We start from the raw sequence: 18,890 nt of genomic DNA, 5'->3' as shown, positions 1-18,890 counted from the left end.
GTCCGCGCGCGCGACGCTCAGTGTGAGACGGGGTACTGGACGAACTGCGCTTACAGGTCGAGCAGCAGGCGAGCCGGATCTTCCAGCGCGTCCTTCATCGCGACCAGCGACAGCACGGCTTCGCGGCCGTCGATGATGCGGTGGTCGTACGACATCGCGAGGTAGTTCATCGGGCGGATCACGATCTGGCCGTTCTCCACCACAGCGCGCTCCTTGGTTGCGTGCACGCCGAGGATCGCCGACTGCGGCGGGTTGATGATCGGCGTCGAGAGCATCGAGCCGAACACACCGCCGTTCGAGATCGAGAACGTGCCACCCGTCATTTCCTCGATCGAGAGCTTGCCGTCCTTGGCCTTCTGACCGAATTCGGCGATCTTCTTCTCGATGTCGGCGAGGCTCATCTGGTCTGCGTTGCGCAGGATGGGCACCACCAGACCGCGCGGCGATCCGACCGCGATGCCGATGTCGAAGTAGCCGTGGTAGACGATGTCATTGCCGTCGATCGACGCATTCACGAGCGGGAACTTCTTCAGCGCATGGACTGCCGCCTTCACGAAGAACGACATGAAGCCGAGCTTCACGCCGTGTTCCTTCTCGAACTTGTCCTTGTACTTGTTGCGCAGCTCCATGACCGGCGCCATGTTCACTTCGTTGAACGTCGTGAGGATGGCGTTGGTTTGCTGCGACTCGAGCAGACGCTCGGCGATACGCGCACGCAGGCGCGACATCGGCACGCGCTGTTCCGGACGGTTGTTGAGCCAGTTGGCAGCCGATGCCGGCGCATTGACTTGCGGCAGCGAGGGCTTCGCGGCGGCAGCGGGACGGGCAGCCGGCGCGGCTGCGGGAGCGGCCTTCGGCGCGCCTGCGCCGAGCACGTCCTGCTTCGTGATGCGGCCGTCACGGCCGGTGCCGGCGACGTCGCCGCCCGAGAGACCCTGCTCGGCCATCAGCTTCGACGCTGCGGGCGAGGCCACGGTGCTGCTGGCCGTCGATGCGGCAGCGGCCGGTGCGGCTGCGGGAGCCGCAGCCGGTGCAGCAGCAGGTGCTGCAGCCGCGGCCGGAGCCGCAACGGCGCCCGCCTTGGCTTCCGTGTCGATCTTCGCGATCAGCTGTTCGCTCGTGACGGTCGAGCCGTCGCCGACGATGATTTCGCTCAGCACGCCGGCAGCCGGCGCGGGCACTTCGAGCACGACCTTATCGGTTTCGATCTCGATGACGACTTCGTCCTGGGCAACAGCTTCGCCCGGCTTCTTCTTCCACTGCAGCATCGTGCCTTCCGACACCGATTCCGAAAACTGCGGGACCTTGACTTCTACGATAGCCATGTGATTTTCCTGAATACTTGTCCGGGGACTTTCCCCGTATGACGAACCGGGTCGCGCACTTGAGCGCGGGAAAGCGCGAGATGGATAACGCGCGCTTTCCCGGTTCGATTCGCTCTATGTGTGCTTACTTCGCGACCTGCGCGCCCTTCAGGCGGCCGAACGCACCTTCGATCAGCGTCTTCTGCTGCTCGTAGTGCTTCGCGTAGTAGCCGACGGCCGGCGAGGCGGAAGCAGGACGGCCGCTGTAAGCGAGCTTCATGCCTTCCTTCATGCCTTCCTTCAGGTGATGCTCGATGTAGAACCACGGGCCCTGATTCTGCGGCTCGTCCTGCACCCACACCACTTCGGTCGCGTTGTCGTATTTCTTCAGCTCGGCTTCGAACTGCTTGTGCGCGAACGGATAGAGCTGTTCGATACGGATGATCGCGACGTCGTTCGACTTCGATTCGCGGCGATGCGCGACGAGGTCGTAGTACACGCGGCCCGAGCAGGCGACGATGCGCTTGACCTTCTTCGCGTCGATCGTCTCGTCCACTTCGCCGATGACCGGCTGGAACGTGCCCTTCGCGAGTTCGGACAGGTCCGACACGGCTTCCTTGTGACGCAGCAGCGACTTCGGCGTGAAGATGATGAGCGGCTTGCGGAACAGGCGGATCATCTGGCGGCGCAGCACGTGGAAGATCTGCGCGGGCGTGGTCGGCTGGACGACCTGCATGTTGTGCTCGGCGCACAGTTGCAGGAAGCGCTCGATACGCGCCGACGAGTGCTCCGGACCCTGGCCTTCGTAGCCGTGCGGCAGCAGCATCGTGAGACCCGAAACGCGGCCCCACTTCACTTCGCCCGACGAGATGAACTGGTCGATCACGACTTGCGCGCCGTTCACGAAGTCGCCGAACTGGCCTTCCCACGCCACCAGCGTGTTCGGCTCAGCCGTCGAATAGCCGTACTCGAAGCCGAGCACCGCTTCTTCGGAGAGCACCGAGTCGATCACCGTGAAGCTCGCCTGGTTCTCGCCGATGTTCTGCAGCGGGATGTACGTGCCGTCGTTCCAGCGCTCGCGGTTCTGGTCGTGCAGAACGGCGTGACGGTGGGTGAACGTGCCGCGGCCCGAGTCCTGGCCCGTGAGACGCACGGCGTAGCCCGAAGCGACCAGCGACGCGAACGCGAGGTGTTCGCCCATGCCCCAGTCGAGCTTCGCTTCGCCCTTGCCCATCGCGCGGCGGTCGTTGATGACGCGCTCGACCAGCGGGTGAACCTTGAAGTTCTCGGGGATCGTGGTGATGCGCTCGGCGAGACGCTTGAGTTCCGCGAGCGGCACTGCCGTGTCCGCAGCGTCGGTCCACTTGCGGTTCAGGAACGGCACCCAGTCCACCGCGTACTTGCTCTTGTAGTTCGAGAGCACCGGGTCGACCGTGTGATGGCCTTCGTCCATCGCGGCACGGTAGGCCTTGACGTAGTTGTCGCCTTCTTCGGCGGTGATCACGCCCTGCTGCACGAGCTTCTCGGCGTACAGCGCACGGGTGCCCGGGTGCTGCGCGATCTTCTTGTACATGAGCGGCTGCGTGACCGCCGGGGTGTCCTGCTCGTTGTGGCCGAGCTTGCGGAAGCAGACGATGTCGACCACGACATCCTTGTGGAACTGCATGCGGAACTCGACCGCGAGCTGGATGGCCAGCACGACTGCTTCCGGATCGTCGCCGTTCACGTGCAGCACCGGCGCCTCGATCATCTTGACCACGTCGGTACAGTAGAGCGTCGAACGCGCGTCGCGCGGGTCCGAGGTCGTGAAGCCGATCTGGTTGTTGATGACGATGTGCAGCGTGCCGTGCGTGCCGTAACCACGCGTTTGCGCGAGGTTCAGCGTTTCCATCACGACGCCCTGGCCCGCGAAGGCCGCGTCGCCGTGGATCTGCACCGGCAGCACTTGCAGGCCGTTGTCGTCGCCGCGGCGGTCCATACGCGCCTTCGCCGAACCCTCGACCACCGGGTTGACGATTTCGAGGTGCGACGGGTTGAACGCGAGCGACAGGTGCACCGGACCGCCTTCGGTCGCGATGTCCGACGAGAAGCCCTTGTGGTACTTCACGTCGCCAGCCGGCAGGTCGTCGACGTGCTTGCCTTCGAATTCGGCGAACAGGTCCGACGGCATCTTGCCGAGCGTATTCACGAGCACGTTCAGGCGGCCGCGGTGGGCCATGCCGATCACGATTTCCTGCACGCCCTTGGCGCCCGCGTGACGAACGACTTCGTCCATCGCGGCGATGAAGGACTCGCCGCCTTCGAGCGAGAAGCGCTTCTGGCCGACGTACTTGGTGTGCAGGAAGCGCTCGAGGCCTTCGGCGGCCGTCAGGCGCTGCAGAATGTGTTTCTTCTTCTCGTTCGAGAAGCTGGGCGTCGAGCGGATCGACTCGAGACGCTCCTTCCACCAGCGCTTTTGCTCAGGATCGCTGATGTACATGTACTCGGCGCCGATCGTGCCGCAGTACGTGTCGCGCAGCGCCTTGACGATCTCGCGCAGCGACGCGCGCTCGAACCCGAAGTACAGGTTCGTGGCGCTGAACGTCTCGTCCATGTCGGCTTCGGTGAAGTCGTAGAACGCGGGCTCGAGCTCGGGAATGTTCGGACGCTCGCGGCGCTTCAGCGGATCGAGGTTGGCCCACTGCGAGCCAAGAAATCGATAAGCACCAATGAGGGATTGAACGTAAACCTGCTTGCGTGCCGTGGCGAGGTCTTCGCCGCCTCCGCGCGCAATGAACGCATTGGCCTTGGCGCGCTGCGCAAACGACTCGACGATCGGCCCATGGGCGATGTCGTTGTCGGCGGTGCCGCTCGACGACGGCACGTTTTGCAGTGCGTCGAAGTACTCGCGCCAGGTGTCCGGAACGGACGCAGGGTTATCAAGATATGCTTCGTATAGCTCTTCGACATACGGAGCATTGCCGCCGAACAGATAGGAGTTCAGCTGAAATTGCTTCATCGTTTCCGACATTTACGCTCACCTTTCTTCGAGTTTCTCGAGAAATAGCGGGTTACTCAACCTTCCGCGCCACGGCCTGACCGTTTAGCGGATTGCGAATCAAGTCTGCTTGGAAGGACCTAAATCATGCATCCGCGGAGGATATCACATAAGTGATACCCGCCATAGATTGCAATGTGGCACGAACGCGCACGCAAACCCTTTGTAGACGGGACTTTGCGGCATTCGCAACACACTCTTTACGCACTGCAACATAATTGTTGCAAGACGCAAAAAAGCCGCCCACAAAGAGGCGGCTTTTCTGGCTTCCAGCTTGCATTGCGGTGCGCAAAATTCAATAAAACCGCGCTTACTCGGCAGCGGCTTCGCGGCTTGCGCGGCGACGCTCGTGCTCTTTCAGATGACGCTTGCGCAGACGGATCGACTGCGGCGTGACTTCCACGAGTTCGTCGTCGTCGATGAATTCCACTGCGTATTCGAGCGACATCTGGATCGGCGGAACGAGGCGCACGGCTTCGTCGGTGCCCGAGGCGCGCACGTTGGTGAGCTGCTTGCCCTTGATCGGGTTCACGACGAGGTCGTTGTCGCGGCTGTGAATGCCGATGATCATGCCTTCATAGAGCGCGTCGCCGGGCTTCACGAACATGCGGCCGCGATCCTGCAGCTTCCACAGTGCGTAGGCGACGGCCGCGCCATCGTCCTGCGAGATCAGCACGCCGTTGCGGCGCTCGCCAAGCGAGCCTTCCTTGATGGGACCGTATTCGTCGAACACGTGGCTCATCAGGCCCGTGCCGCGCGTGAGCGTCATGAACTCGCCCTGGAAGCCGATCAGGCCACGGGCCGGAATCCTGTATTCGAGACGCGTGCGGCCGCGGCTGTCCGAAGCCATATCGAGCATTTCGCCCTTGCGGCGGCCCAGCTCTTCCATCACGCCGCCCTGGTGGGTGTCTTCGACGTCGACGGTCAGCAGTTCGTACGGCTCCATCTTCACGCCGTCGACTTCGTGCAGCACCACGCGCGGACGCGACACGGCCAGCTCGTAGCCCTCGCGGCGCATGTTCTCGATCAGGATCGTGAGGTGCAGTTCGCCACGGCCCGACACTTCGAACGTGGTTTCGTCGCCGGTGTCCTTCACGCGCAGCGCGACGTTGTGGTTCAGCTCCTTCGTGAGACGGTCGCGGATCTGGCGGCTCGTCACGAACTTGCCTTCGCGGCCCGCGAGCGGCGACGAGTTCACGAGGAAGTTCATCGTCAGCGTGGGCTCGTCCACCGTGATCATCGGCAGTGCTTCGGGGTTGTCGATCGCGCAGATCGTGGCGCCGATGCCGATGTCTTCAATGCCGTTGATCAGCACGATGTCGCCGGCTTCGGCCGACTCGACCTGCACGCGCTCGAGGCCGCTGAACGACAGCACCTGGTTGATCTTGCGGTTCATCACCTCGCCTTCCGGGCCGAAGCGCAGCGCCACCGGCTGACCCGGCTTGATGCGGCCGCGCTTGATGCGGCCCACGCCGATACGGCCAACGTAGGTCGAGTAGTCGAGCGAGGTGATCTGAAGCTGGAGCGGACCTTCCGGATCGGCGTCGCGCACCGGCACGTGTTCGAGAATCGCCTCGAACAGCGGGCGCATGTCGCCTTCGCGCGCATCGGCGGAGAGCGACGCGTAGCCGTTCAGGCCCGAAGCGTAGACCACCGGGAAGTCGAGCTGCTCTTCGGTCGCGCCGAGCTTGTCGAACAGATCGAAGGTCTGGTTGATGACCCAGTCGATGCGCGCGCCCGGGCGGTCGATCTTGTTGACGACCACGATGGGCTTCAGGCCGAGCGCGAGCGCCTTCTTCGTGACGAAGCGCGTTTGCGGCATCGGGCCTTCCACGGCGTCGACGAGCAGCAGCACCGAGTCGACCATCGAGAGCACGCGCTCGACCTCGCCGCCGAAGTCGGCGTGGCCCGGGGTGTCGACGATGTTGATGTGGGTGCCTTCGTACTCGACCGCGCAGTTCTTCGCGAGAATCGTGATCCCGCGCTCTTTTTCGATGTCGTTCGAGTCCATGACGCGTTCGGCGACCTGCTGGTTGTCACGGAAGGTGCCGGACTGGCGCAGCAGTTGGTCGACGAGCGTGGTCTTGCCATGGTCGACGTGGGCAATGATGGCGATGTTGCGAAGGGCGCGGGACATAGGAACCTGGGTACTCAGTTGGGTGCGGCGCATGAGCTCGAAGGCGGGCTCGCGCAACCGTTCTGCGCGGGCTCCGACACTCGGATCGGGCATTGCGAGCAGACGTGGTGAATGACGCACTTTTGGGAACCTGAAAGTATAGCACGCGCTGATGAATTGATCGTGCTCATACTCAGGAAGCCCTGGAAGGCACGGCCGGGCGCATCGCGACCCGATTAAACCTTGCCCGGCAAAGGTTTCTCCACCCTGCCACAATAAACGCTTGCCGCGTCAACTAACGGCTCCTATAATCCCTGCCTGGTCAATCATTGCAGCCGCAGCAGAAACATGACGGATCCGACTCCCACGCCGCCGCCCGAAGTGCGCGATTACGACTTCGGCGAAAGCGTTGGCTACCTCCTTTCGCGGGTGAAATCGACGATGTCGAACCTGATCACCCAGCGCACCGTCGCCGAGCTCGGCGTAACGAGCCAGCAGGCCAGCGTGCTGTTCATGGTGGCGAGCGGCAAATGCGTGCTGGCGGCCGAACTCGCGCGCGAGTACGGCATCGACGCGAGCGCGGTGACGCGCCTCGTCGACCGGCTCGAAAAGCGCGGCCTCCTCAAGCGCGTGCGCAGCTCCGAAGACCGCCGCGCCGTGCGCCTCGCGCTCACGCCCGAGGGCGAAGCCATCGCCGCGCGCATGCCGGCCATCTTCACGAGCGTGACGGAAAGGCTCTCGCAAGGCTTTACGCCCGAGGAAGTCTGCTTCCTCAAGAGCATGTTGCGGCGGGTTCTTGCCAATAGCTGCGAAGCTATGCAGAACGCAGGCCAGAACTCACCGCCCAATTCATGACAGGGCAAGCAAATTCGCGGCCGCAGCGCGAAAAAATAGCTGCAACGTCCAGCATTACCTCACTTTTTTCGACTCACGCCATGAGACGAGCAATGAAACCCGGTGTCCAGTTTGCCCAGTTAGCGCCTGCGCTCTCCTGCCGGGGCGCAATCGCCGCCGCGGTGGCGACGCTCGCGCTGGCGGGCTGCGCGAACTATTTCGGCGTCAAGAGCGACAAGACCATCGCGCAACCGCAGCAGTTCGAGACCTCGCAGAGCATCCCGGCCGAGGGTGGCCAGTGGCCGACGCTCGACTGGGCGCAGCAGTTCGGCGACCCGCAGTTGCCCAAGCTCATCTACGAGGCGCTCGAGGGCAGCCCAACCATCGCGCAGGCCCAGGCCCGCATCGCCAAGGCGTCTTCGTACATCGAGACGTCGAAGGCGGGGCTCTATCCGAAGGCCAACGCGAGCTATTCGTGGACCCGCGAGATCTTCACGGAAAACACGATCTTCCCGCCGCCCTACGGCGGCACCTGGTACAACGAGAACAACGCGCTCGCGAGCGCGTCGTGGGATCTGGATCTGTGGGGCAAGAACCGCCAGCGGCTCGCCCAGGCGGTGTCCGCCCAGCGCGCCGCCCAGGCCGACATGCAGCAGGCGCGCATCACGCTCGCCTCGTCGGTCGCCCGCACCTACAACCAGCTCGCGCAGCTCTACGCGCTGCGCGACATCGCCGCGCGCGAGATCGACAACCGCAAGACCATCGGCACGATCACGAACGGCCGCGTGGCAGCCGGCCTCGACACCAACGTCGAGCGCCAGACCGCGAACGGCAACATCGCGACGAGCCAGGCGAACCTCACGCAAATCGACGGCCAGATCCAGAACGTGCGCTACCAGTTGGGCGCGCTGCTCGGCAAGGGCCCGGACCGCGGCCTGCAGATCGCGCAGCCGGTGCTCAACCCGGTCGCCGACATGAGCCTGCCCGGCAACCTGCCCGCCGACCTGCTGGCGCGCCGCCCCGACATCGTCGCCGCGCGCTGGCAAGTCGAAGCCGCGATGCACGACGTGAAGGAAGCCAAGGCCGAGTTCTATCCGGACGTGAACCTGAGCGCCGCGATCGGCCTCGACGCGTTCGGCTGGGGCAAATTCCTGACCTTCTCCAGCCGGACGATGAACTTCGGCCCGGCCGTGCATCTGCCGATCTTCGACGCGGGCGCGCTGCGCGCGCAGTTGAAGGGCCGCTACGCCGACTTCGACCTCGATGTGGCGAACTACAACCAGACGCTCATCAACGCGCTCCAGCAGGTCGCCACGCAGGTTTCGTCGATCCGCTCGGCGGACCAGCAGCTCTTGGACGCGCAGCGCGCGCTCGACGCCTCCACCAAGGCGTACCAGCTCGCCGTGATCCGCTACAAGGCCGGGCTCTCCGAGCAGCTCCAGGTGCTCAACGCCGACCAGAACCGCCTCGCCGCGGAACAGACCGTCTCGAACCTCAAGATGCAGCGCCGCGACCAGCAGATGGCGCTCATCACGGCGCTCGGCGGCGGCTTCGACGCGCACGACGCGGGCCTCGTGCCGCCGGTCGAGATCGGCAGCGAGTCGAAGGGACAAAGCGACGTGAACGGCGGACCGTGGAGCCGCACGTCGGTGCCGGCGCAAAGCGCCGCAGCCTCGGCCCCGGCAAGCGCGCCCGCCGCGAACTGAACATCCATAACTGAACGAACAGCACGCCAGAACCCGGAGATCCTTCCATGAGCACCCCCCAGCAACCGGCGGCCAATCCGCAGCCGAACGCGAACAACGGCAAGCGCAAGCGCATGATGACGCTGCTTGTGCTCGTGATCGTGATTGCAGCCATTGCCTACGGCCTCTACTACTTCCTCGTCGCACGCTTCTCGGAAAGCACCGACGACGCCTACGTGAACGGCAACGTCGTGCAGATCACGCCGCAGGTGACCGGCACCGTGATCGCCGTGAACGCGGACGACACGCAAACGGTGAAGATCGGCGACCCGCTCGTGCAGCTCGATCCCGCCGATTCGCGCATCGCGCTGCAACAGGCCGAGGCGAATCTCGGCCAGACGGTGCGCCAGGTGCGCGGTCTCTTCGCCGACGACAGCCAGTACCAGGCGCAAGTCGCCGTGCGTCAGGCCGACCTCTCGCGCGCCCAGGACGACCTGCGCCGCCGCATGCAGGTCGCGCAGACGGGCGCCGTCTCGCAGGAAGAAATCTCGCACGCGCGCGACACCGTGAAGAGCGCCCAGGCCGCGCTCGAAGCCGCGCAGCAGCAACTCGCCGCAAACCGCGCGCTCACCGCGAACACCACCATCGCCAATCACCCGAACGTGATGGCCGCCGCCGCCAAGGTGCGTGATGCTTATCTGGCGAACGCGCGCAACATGCTGCCCGCGCCGGTCACGGGCTATGTCGCGAAGCGCTCGGTGCAGGTGGGCCAGCGCGTCTCGCCGGGCACGCCGCTCATGTCGGTGGTGCCGCTGAACGCCGTGTGGGTGGACGCCAACTTCAAGGAAGTGCAGCTCAAGCACATGCGCATCGGCCAGCCGGTCGAGATGACGGCCGACGTGTACGGTTCGTCGGTGGTCTATCACGGCAAGGTGGTGGGCTTCTCGGCGGGCACGGGCTCGGCCTTCTCGCTGCTGCCCGCGCAGAACGCCACGGGTAACTGGATCAAGGTGGTTCAGCGCCTGCCGGTGCGCGTCGCGCTCGATCCGCAAGAGCTCAAGAAGCACCCGCTGCGCATCGGCCTGTCGATGCAGGTTGACGTCAACATCAAGGACGACACAGGCAGCCAGCTCGGCAACGCGCAGAACACGGTTTATCAGACCAGCGTGTTCGAGAAGTACGGCGACGAAGCCGATGCCGAAATCGCCCGCATCATCGCGGAAAACGCAGGCCAGAGTGCGGGGCAAAACGCCGGCAAGGCGCAGCTCTCGTCGGCGGGCAACGGCACCGCGAAGCCCGCGGCCAGGGTGATGTAAGCGCGATACAGCAACGACCGCAACGACATCAACGAATAAGCACTCAATGGCAGCACAACAACCCGTAGTCCATCCGCCGTTGCAGGGCGCGCAACTCGTGATCGGCACCATCGCGGTGTCGCTCGCGGTGTTCATGAACGTGCTGGACACCTCGATCGCGAACGTGTCGATCCCGACGATCTCCGGCGACCTGGGGGTCGCCTCGGATCAGGGCACGTGGGTCATCACCTCGTTCGCGGTCGCCAACGCGATCTCCGTGCCGCTCACCGGATGGCTCACCGACCGCATTGGCCAGGTGCGCCTGTTCATGGCGTCGATCATCCTGTTCGTGATTTCGTCGTGGATGTGCGGCCTCTCGCCCAACCTGCCCTTCCTGCTCGCCTCGCGCGTGCTGCAAGGCGCCGTGGCCGGCCCGATGATCCCGCTCTCGCAAACGCTGCTGCTCGCGAGCTATCCGCGTGCGAAGGCGCCCATCGCGCTCTCGATGTGGTCGATGACCACGCTGATCGCGCCGGTGGCCGGCCCGATTCTCGGCGGCTGGATCTCGGACAACATCTCGTGGCCGTGGATCTTCTACGTCAACATCCCGGTGGGCATCATGGCTGCCATCGCCACGTGGGCGATCTTCCGCAACCGCGATTCGATCATCAAGAAGGCGCCCATCGACGGCGTGGGCCTGGGACTCCTGGTCGTCTGGGTCGGCTCGCTGCAGATCATGCTCGACAAGGGCAAGGATCTCGACTGGTTCGCGTCCACCACGATCGTCGTGCTCGCGCTCACGGCGGTGATCGCCTTCGCGTTCTTCGTGATCTGGGAGCTGACTGCCGATCACCCCGTGGTCGATCTTTCGCTTTTCGCAAGGCGCAACTTCACGGGCGCAACGATTGCGCTTTCGGTGGGCTACGGTCTTTATTTCGGCAATCTCGTGCTGCTGCCGCTGTGGCTGCAAACCACGCTGGGCTACACCGCAACCGATGCGGGCATCATCATGGCGCCCGTGGGCTTCTTCGCGATCATGCTCTCGCCGATCACCGGCCGCCTCCTGCCGCGCACCGACCCGCGCTATATCGCGACAGCGGCGTTCGTGGTGTTCGCGCTGTGCTTCTGGATGCGCTCTCAATACACGACCGGTGTGGACACCTGGGCGCTCACGGTGCCCACCTTGATCCAGGGCATCGGCATGGCAGGCCTCTTCATTCCGCTCGTCTCGATCACGCTCTCGGGTCTGCCCGGCAACCGCATTCCGGCGGCGTCGGGACTGTCGAACTTCGTACGGATCATGTGCGGCGGCATCGGCACCTCGATCTTCGAGACCGCGTGGGACCATCGCACGACGTTTCACCACGCGCGCCTCACCGAGCAGGCCACGCTGGCCAACCCGGTCTTCAATCAGTCGATGCAGCAGATGCAGAACGCGGCCGGGATCGATCCCGCGCAAGCACACGGGTTGTTCGACCGCATGGTCTCGCAGCAGGCCGCACAGCTCGGCGTGAACGACCTTTTCTGGATTTCGTCGGCGATCTTCATCGTGCTGATCGCGCTGATCTGGATCACGCGTCCCGAGCGCACCGGCGGCGGCGATGCGGGCGCGGCGGCCTCGGCGGCGCATTGAGCGCGTAGCGCGTGCGGTGACTCCGGCACGCGCGCTCCAGCAGCAAAAACGGCACGTCCGGTTCAACACCGGCGTGCCGCTTCTTCATGTTTCTTCATTTCCGCAGCGCCGCTTTGCATCGAGCGCAGCGCGACTCGACTCAAGCGGCCCCGCTGACCACCAGCCGCTCCGGCGCGAGCACGCCATTAGCCGCCTTCGCCACGCCTAGCAAGCCCCCTGCTTCCCCATACACGCGCACGCGCTCGGCCGCTTCGCACGCCGCGCGGTCGAGCACGAGTTCGTTGAGCGGCAAGCGCTGGCCATGCGCGAAGCGGCGCGCCGCCTCGGCGCTCAGCGTCACGGCCGGAAACGTGGAAAGCAGCGCGTCCACGGGTTGCAGCCACGCGTCGCGGGCGGGTTCATCGGCGGCCGTGAGCGCATCCAGCGTCACCGCATGCTCGAGCGTGAGCGCGCCCACGCCAGTACGCCGCAGCATCACGAGATGCGCGCCGCAGCCGAGCGCCTCGCCTATGTCCTCGGCGAGCGTGCGCACATATGTGCCCTTGCTGCACGTCACGCGAAACGTGACCTCGGGAACCGCCGGCAGCGCGCACGCGCTCATCTCCAGCGAGTGGATCGTAACGTGGCGCCCTTCGCGCTCGACCGTCTGGCCGGCACGCGCGTACTCGTAGAGCGGCTTGCCGTCACGCTTGAGCGCCGAGTACATCGGCGGCACCTGCACGATGTCGCCGACGAACTTCGCCATCGCTTCGTGCACGGCGGCCTCGTCGCAACGCACCTCGCGCGTCTCGACGGCCTCGCCTTCGGCATCGCCCGTCGCCGTGCGCACGCCGAGGCGCATAGTGGCCTCGTAGGTCTTGTCGGCGTCGAGCAGGTCCTGCGAAAACTTGGTCGCTTCGCCAAAACACAACGGCAGCAAGCCCGAAGCGAGCGGATCGAGCGTGCCGGTATGGCCCGCCTTCTTCACGCGAAACAGACGCTTGGCGCGGATCAGCGCGTCGTTGCTAGACAGGCCGATCGGCTTGTCCAGCAGAAGCACGCCATCGAGCAGTCGGCGCGGCACCTTGGGACGAGGCTCGCCTTGAGAATTCCTGGATGATGCAGTCATGCGTGGCAGCGTCAGTCGTCCTTCGCGCGCGTTGCGTTCGCCTCGTCGATGAGACGCGACATCTCGACACCCTTTTCGATCGACTGGTCGTAATGGAAATGCAGCGTCGGCACCGTGTGGATATGCAGTCGCTTGAACAGCTGGTTATGCAGATGGCCCGCAGCGTGATTGAGCGCTTCCTGGGTGGTCTTCGGATCGCCCGTGAGCGTCGTGAAGTAGACCTTCGCGTGAGCATAGTCAGGCGTGAGCTCCACGCTCTGGATCGTCACGAGCCCCACGCGCGGATCCTTCACTTCGCGCATCAACTCGGAGAGGTCGCGCTGGATCTGGTCGGCAATCTGCACGTTGCGATTCGGGGAGGTACGTTTTTTCGGCATGATGATTCCAAAAACAAAACGGGCGGGGCTGGCCAGCGCCTGCCCCGCCCGTTATCGGCTAGCGCCGCTGGATTACAGCGTACGCGCGACTTCGGTGATCTCGAACACTTCGAACTGGTCGCCTTCGACGATGTCGTTGAAGTTCTTGATCGACATACCGCACTCGAAGCCTTGCTTGACTTCCTTGACGTCGTCCTTGAAGCGCTTGAGCGAGTCGAGTTCGCCGGTGTGGATGACCACGTTGTTGCGCAGCACGCGCACCGACGACGAACGCTTGACGATACCGTCCGTGACCATACAGCCCGCCACCGCGCCGACCTTCGGCACCTTGAAAACCTGACGCACTTCGACCATGCCGGTGATGACTTCGCGCTTCTCCGGCGCCAGCATGCCCGACATAGCTGCCTTCACCTCATCCACAGCGTCATAGATGATGTTGTAGTAGCGGATGTCCACGCCGTTGGTCTCGGCCAGCTTGCGCGCCAGTGCGTCAGCACGCGTATTGAAGCCGATGATGACCGCCTTCGAAGCCGTCGCGAGGTTGACGTCGCTTTCGCTGATGCCACCCACGGCGGCGTGCACGATCTGCACCCGCACTTCGCTCGTCGAGAGCTTGAGGAGCGCGTGAACCAGCGCTTCCTGCGAGCCCTGCACGTCGGCCTTGACGATGAGCGGCAGGTTCTGCACTTCGCCTTCGCCCATCTGCTCGAGCATGTTCTCGAGCTTCGCGGCCTGCTGCTTCGCGAGCTTGACGTCGCGGAACTTGCCTTGACGGAACAGCGCGATTTCGCGCGCCTTGCGCTCGTCGGGCAGCACGATGACTTCTTCGCCGGCGCCCGGCACTTCCGAGAGACCCTGGATTTCGACCGGAATCGACGGACCCGCTTCCTTCGTGGGCTTGCCGGTTTCGTCGAGCATGGCGCGCACGCGGCCGTAAGCCGTGCCTGCGAGCACCACGTCGCCGCGATTGAGCGTACCCGACTGCACGAGCACGGTCGCCACCGGGCCCTTGCCCTTGTCGAGCTTCGCTTCGATCACGAGACCCTTGGCGGGCGCCACGACCGGCGCCGTGAGTTCCAGCACTTCGGCTTGCAGCAGCACGTTTTCGAGCAGCTCGTCGATGCCCGTGCCGGTCTTGGCCGACACCGGCACGAACGGCGAGTCGCCGCCGTACTCTTCCGGCACGACGCCTTCGGCCACGAGTTCCTGCTTCACGCGCTCGGGGTTCGCATCGGGCTTGTCGATCTTGTTGATCGCCACCACGAGCGGCACACCCGCAGCCTTCGCGTGCGAAATCGCTTCCTTCGTTTGCGGCATCACGCCGTCGTCGGCTGCGACCACCAGAATGACGATGTCGGTTGCCTTCGCACCGCGTGCACGCATGGCCGTGAAGGCCTCGTGACCCGGCGTGTCGAGGAACGTGATCACGCCGCGCGGCGTTTCCACGTGGTAAGCGCCGATGTGCTGCGTAATGCCGCCCGCTTCGCCCGCTGCAACCTTGGCGCGGCGGATGTAGTCGAGCAGCGAGGTCTTGCCATGGTCGACGTGACCCATGACGGTGACGACCGGCGGACGCGGCAGTTGCTCGACGTCGGTGGCCTCCTGGCCTTCGACCAGCAGCGCTTCCGGATCGTCGAGCTTCGCGGCGACCGCACGGTGGCCGAGTTCCTCGACGATGATCATCGCCGTTTCCTGGTCGAGCATCTGGTTGATGGTGACCATCTGGCCCATCTTCATCATCACCTTGATGACTTCCGATGCCTTCACGGACATCTTGTGCGCGAGGTCGGCAACCGTGATGGTTTCCGGCACGTGCACTTCACGCACGATCGGCTCGGTCGGCGCCTGGAACGTCGACGCGTTGTCCTGGTGACGGCCACGGCCCTTCGGGCCGCCGCGCCAGCCGCGGTCCACGCCGCCCGACGAATCGCCGCGCGTCTTGATCCCGCGACGCTTGGCGGCGTCGTCCTGCCAGCCGCCCTTGCCTGTGCCCGGCTTCTTGTTGCGGTCGCCCGCGCCGGCGCCCGGCGCGTTCGCCGAGGGCGCCGCAGCAGCGGCGGGCTTCTTCGCGCCAGCCGATGCACCCGCGGCCGGGCGCGCCTGGCCTTCCGGACGCGCCGGCTTGTGCAGCGTACCCTTGGCCTCGGCGGGCTTGGGCGGCTCGGCGGGCTTGGGCGGCTCGACCGCCTTCACCTGCGCCTTGCGCGGCGTGTTCATCATTTCGCGGATCGCGCGCGCTTCGGCTTCTGCAGCCGCGCGGCGGCGCGCGATCTCGTCCTGTTCCTTCTGCGCCTTTTCGGCGGCCTCGCGTGCGGCGGCCTCGGCCTTCTGGGCCGCTTCGCGCTGCGCTGCGCGCTCGGCTGCGGCGCGCTGCTCGTCTTGCTGATCTTGTTGCTGCTTCACTTCCTTGGTCGCTTCGCTTTCTGCGGTGCGTTGCGCAGCCACGGCCTGCGCGGCCAGCTCGCGCGCGACGGCATCGGCGGCCGCCTTCTTCGACGCGGCTTCTTCCTCTGCGCGGCGGCGCTCCGCCTCGGCAGCCTCTTCGCGTGCGCGGCGCTCGGCCTCTTCGCGTGCGAGAAGCTCCTGGCGCTCCTTGAGTTCCTGAGCCTGACGCTCGAGCAGCTCGGCCTCGCGGCGTGCTTCCTCTTCGCGGCGCTGCAGCTCGGCCTCTTCGGCGGCAGCGGCTGCGTCGGCGGCATGATTCGATGCCTCCACCTCACCGGCGGATTCGTCGCGGCGGACGAAAGTGCGCTTCTTGCGCACCTCGACCTGAATGGTGCGAGCCTTACCCGTCGCATCGGACTGCTTGATTTCCGACGTATGCCGTTTCGTCAGCGTGATCTTGCGCTTGTCCGCGTCGGTCGAGCCGTGCGACTTGCGCAAGTGGTCGAGCAGACGCGCCTTGTCGGTCTCCGACAAGACATCGCTCTCGTTCGCTTTCTGCACGCCCGCCGCCTGCAGCTGCTCCAGCAGCACGCCTGCAGGCATTTTCAGTTCCGCGGCAAATTGGGCTACGTTGTTACTCGCCATTCATTCCTCTTAATGCAAGGACCGATTCCTTGCGGTTGACATCGTTTCATGCGGCCTTGGGTGCCAAGCCTTGCAAGGCCCCGCCGCGATCAGTTCAGTGGGTCATGGTCGCTTCCTGCTCGTCGCGCCCGGGTTCCATGCCTGTTGCCAGGCTTACTGGAACCAGTGCTCACGTGCCTTCATGATCAACGCCTTGGCGGCGTCCTCTTCCATTCCCGTCATTTCGACCAGCTCGTCCACGGCCAGCTCAGCGAGCTCGTCGCGGGTGTGAACCTCATGCTGCGCGAGCTTCGCGAGCAGGTCCGGGTCCATGCCGTCAAGACTCTTCAAGTCCAGCGCGGCGCTTTCCACCTTCTCCTCGTTCGCGATGGCCTGCGTAAGCAGCGCATCGCGCGCGCGGTTGCGCAACTCGTGCACGGTGTCCTCGTCGAACGCCTCGATTTCCAGCATTTCGTTGAGCGGCACATAGGCGATCTCTTCGAGGCTCGTGAAACCCTCGTCGATCAGGATGTCGGCGACTTCCTCGTCCACATCGAGACGCGCCATGAACAGGTCGCGCAGCACCGTGCGCTCCTGATTCTGCTTCTGCGCGGATTCGTCCGGCGTCATGATGTTGATTTGCCAGCCGGTCAGCTCGCTGGCAAGACGCACGTTCTGGCCGCTGCGGCCGATCGCGACCGCGAGTTCGCTCTCGTCGACCACGACGTCCATCGAGTGTTTTTCCTCGTCGACGACGATCGACTGCACGGCTGCCGGCGCGAGCGCGCCGATTACGAACTGGGCGGGATCCTCCGACCATAGCACGATGTCGACGTTTTCGCCACCGAGCTCGTTGCGCACGGCCTGCACGCGCGAACCGCGAATGCCGACGCAGGTGCCGATCGGATCGATGCGCTTGTCATAGGCCACCACGCCGATCTTGGCGCGCACGCCAGGGTCGCGCGCCGCAGCCTTGATCTCGAGAAGGCCCTGCTCGATTTCCGGCACTTCCATCTCGAACAGCTTCATCAGGAACTCGGGCGCGGTGCGCGAGAGTTCGATCTGCGGGCCGCGCGCGGTACGGTCGATCTTGCCGATCCAGGCGCGCACGCGGTCGCCCACGCGCAGGTTTTCCTTCGGAATCAGTTGGTCGCGGCGCAGCAGCGCTTCGACACGGCCCGACTCGACGATGAAATTGCCCTTGTCCATGCGCTTGACCGTGCCGGTCATGATGCTTTCGCCGCGCTCGAGGAAGTCGTTCAGGATCTGTTCGCGCTCGGCGTCACGCACCTTCTGCAGGATGACCTGCTTGGCCGCCTGCGCGCCGATGCGGCCGAACTCGACCGAAGGCACGGACTGCTCGATGAACTCGTCGATCTGCGCTTCGGGGTTCTGCTCGCGGGCTTCGAACAGCAGGATTTCCTGGTCCGGCTCCTGCAGGCCCGCCTCGTCCGGCACGACACGCCAGCGGCGATACGTTTCGTGCTCGCCGCTTTCGCGGTCGATATGCACGCGGATATCCGCATCCTCGTCGAAGAGTTTCTTGGAGGCCGACGCAAGCGCCGCTTCAAGGGCGGCGAACACCACGTCCTTGTCGACATTCTTCTCGCGTGCCAGCGCATCCACCAGCATCAACACTTCGCGACTCATTGTTTGCGGCTCCTAAAGTCAACTTTGGGGATAAGGCGTGCCTTGTCGATGTCCGCGAGCGTGAAATCGAGCATCGCGGGACCCGCCTTCCCTTCGAATTCCAGACCAACGGTCTCGCCTTCCGGGGCATGCACGATGCCGCGGTACGTTTTCCGTCCGTCCAATGGCTTTTTCAACGTGATAACCGCTTCGCAGCCCGCGAAGCGTTCGAAGTCCGCCAGTTTCTTCAGCGGACGGTCGAGGCCGGGCGACGAGACTTCGAGGCGCTCGTAGTCGATGTTCTCGACCGTCAGAACGTGCTGCAGCTGACGCGTGACCTTCTCGCAGTCCTCGATCGCGATACCCGCGGGCTGATCGATGTAGATGGTCAGCATGCCGCGCCCGGTGCGCTCGAGGTCGACCAGCTCGTAGCCGAGCCCGGTGACCGTGGTTTCAATCAGTTCCGTCAGTTGCACTATGCCTGCTCCAGATGTTCGCGCAGCGAGCCGGCAACTTCCAGTGATTCGGGATTCGCGGGCCGCGCGCCAGATGAGCGCGCGCTCTTGCACCTACTTGCACACTGCCCCACGATGACGACCGCCCAAGGCCGGATCCTGCGCCGACGATGCTTTTAGAGCATCTGGATAACTTTTAAAGCATCCAATTCGGGCGAACCAAAAAAAAATGGGCGAAACGCCCATCTTCTCACTTAGCCAGGTGGTCGCACCTGGGGCGCAAATAAAAGCCGCACGCCCAGCGACTCCGAGATTGTAGCCCTTTTATGGCTTTAACGCAAACTGGGACACACCCGTGGAGCCCCCCGCGACCTGTACATGACGCGAGGGTCTCACTCCTGTTCCGAC

At 64.5% G+C, this 18,890-nt stretch carries 12 protein-coding genes; 4 read left to right on the top strand and 8 right to left on the bottom strand.

The genetic code is table 11. The annotated features are described in order from the left end of the window. Positions 1–50: 50 nt before the first annotated feature. From odhB to typA, 3 genes are all read right to left on the bottom strand, one after another. A complete protein-coding gene (gene odhB / locus PWP93_RS04370) occupies positions 51–1,325 on the bottom strand; it encodes a 2-oxoglutarate dehydrogenase complex dihydrolipoyllysine-residue succinyltransferase (protein WP_421043597.1) in 1,275 nt (424 codons plus the stop codon). A gap of 124 nt (positions 1,326–1,449) precedes the next feature. Next, positions 1,450–4,314: a 2-oxoglutarate dehydrogenase E1 component gene (locus PWP93_RS04365; protein ID WP_421043596.1), complete on the bottom strand. Its 2,865-nt coding sequence runs from the start codon at positions 4,312–4,314 to the stop codon at positions 1,450–1,452. 337 nt (positions 4,315–4,651) lie between these two features. Next, positions 4,652–6,478, bottom strand: a complete 1,827-nt coding sequence (gene typA, locus PWP93_RS04360; RefSeq protein ID WP_421043595.1) for a translational GTPase TypA — start codon at positions 6,476–6,478, stop codon at positions 4,652–4,654. 327 nt (positions 6,479–6,805) lie between these two features. Here typA and PWP93_RS04355 point away from each other — a divergent pair, with 327 nt between their 5' ends. The 4 genes from PWP93_RS04355 (at position 6,806) to PWP93_RS04340 (ending at position 11,904) form a co-directional block, all read left to right on the top strand. Beyond that, a complete protein-coding gene (locus tag PWP93_RS04355) occupies positions 6,806–7,312 on the top strand; it encodes a MarR family winged helix-turn-helix transcriptional regulator (protein WP_413188606.1) in 507 nt (168 codons plus the stop codon). Between the two features lie 92 nt (positions 7,313–7,404). Continuing rightward, the gene (locus tag PWP93_RS04350; protein WP_421043594.1) at positions 7,405–8,997 is read left to right on the top strand and encodes an efflux transporter outer membrane subunit; all 1,593 of its coding nucleotides are present in this window, start codon (positions 7,405–7,407) and stop codon (positions 8,995–8,997) included. A 47-nt stretch (positions 8,998–9,044) separates the two neighbouring features. Further along, positions 9,045–10,292 carry an EmrA/EmrK family multidrug efflux transporter periplasmic adaptor subunit gene (locus tag PWP93_RS04345; RefSeq protein WP_421043593.1) on the top strand — a complete coding sequence of 416 codons (1,248 nt, stop codon included), beginning with the start codon at positions 9,045–9,047 and terminating at the stop codon, positions 10,290–10,292. A gap of 46 nt (positions 10,293–10,338) precedes the next feature. Then, positions 10,339–11,904, top strand: coding sequence for a DHA2 family efflux MFS transporter permease subunit (locus tag PWP93_RS04340; RefSeq protein ID WP_421043592.1), 1,566 nt, complete (start codon positions 10,339–10,341; stop codon positions 11,902–11,904). 139 nt (positions 11,905–12,043) lie between these two features. Here the strand turns inward: PWP93_RS04340 and truB are convergent, their stop codons facing one another. The 5 genes from truB to rimP form a co-directional block, all read right to left on the bottom strand. After that, a complete protein-coding gene (truB, locus tag PWP93_RS04335) occupies positions 12,044–13,012 on the bottom strand; it encodes a tRNA pseudouridine(55) synthase TruB (RefSeq protein ID WP_421043591.1) in 969 nt (322 codons plus the stop codon). 11 nt (positions 13,013–13,023) lie between these two features. Beyond that, complete coding sequence (gene rbfA, locus PWP93_RS04330) at positions 13,024–13,389, bottom strand: 30S ribosome-binding factor RbfA (protein ID WP_035525933.1); 366 nt, start codon at positions 13,387–13,389, stop codon at positions 13,024–13,026. Between the two features lie 72 nt (positions 13,390–13,461). Beyond that, positions 13,462–16,419, bottom strand: coding sequence for a translation initiation factor IF-2 (infB, locus tag PWP93_RS04325; protein WP_421043590.1), 2,958 nt, complete (start codon positions 16,417–16,419; stop codon positions 13,462–13,464). Positions 16,420–16,572: 153 nt separating this feature from the next. Further along, a complete protein-coding gene (gene nusA / locus PWP93_RS04320; protein WP_421024199.1) occupies positions 16,573–18,048 on the bottom strand; it encodes a transcription termination factor NusA in 1,476 nt (491 codons plus the stop codon). Beyond that, the gene (gene rimP / locus PWP93_RS04315; RefSeq protein ID WP_035525925.1) at positions 18,045–18,503 is read right to left on the bottom strand and encodes a ribosome maturation factor RimP; all 459 of its coding nucleotides are present in this window, start codon (positions 18,501–18,503) and stop codon (positions 18,045–18,047) included. The genes nusA and rimP overlap by 4 nt, the downstream gene beginning before the upstream one ends. Positions 18,504–18,890: the final 387 nt, after the last annotated feature.

It is taken from the genome of Paraburkholderia sp. A1RI-2L, from assembly GCF_048957375.1.
In the GTDB taxonomy this organism is placed as follows: Bacteria; Pseudomonadota; Gammaproteobacteria; order Burkholderiales; family Burkholderiaceae; genus Paraburkholderia.
This window is presented reverse-complemented; position numbering and strand designations above follow the sequence as displayed.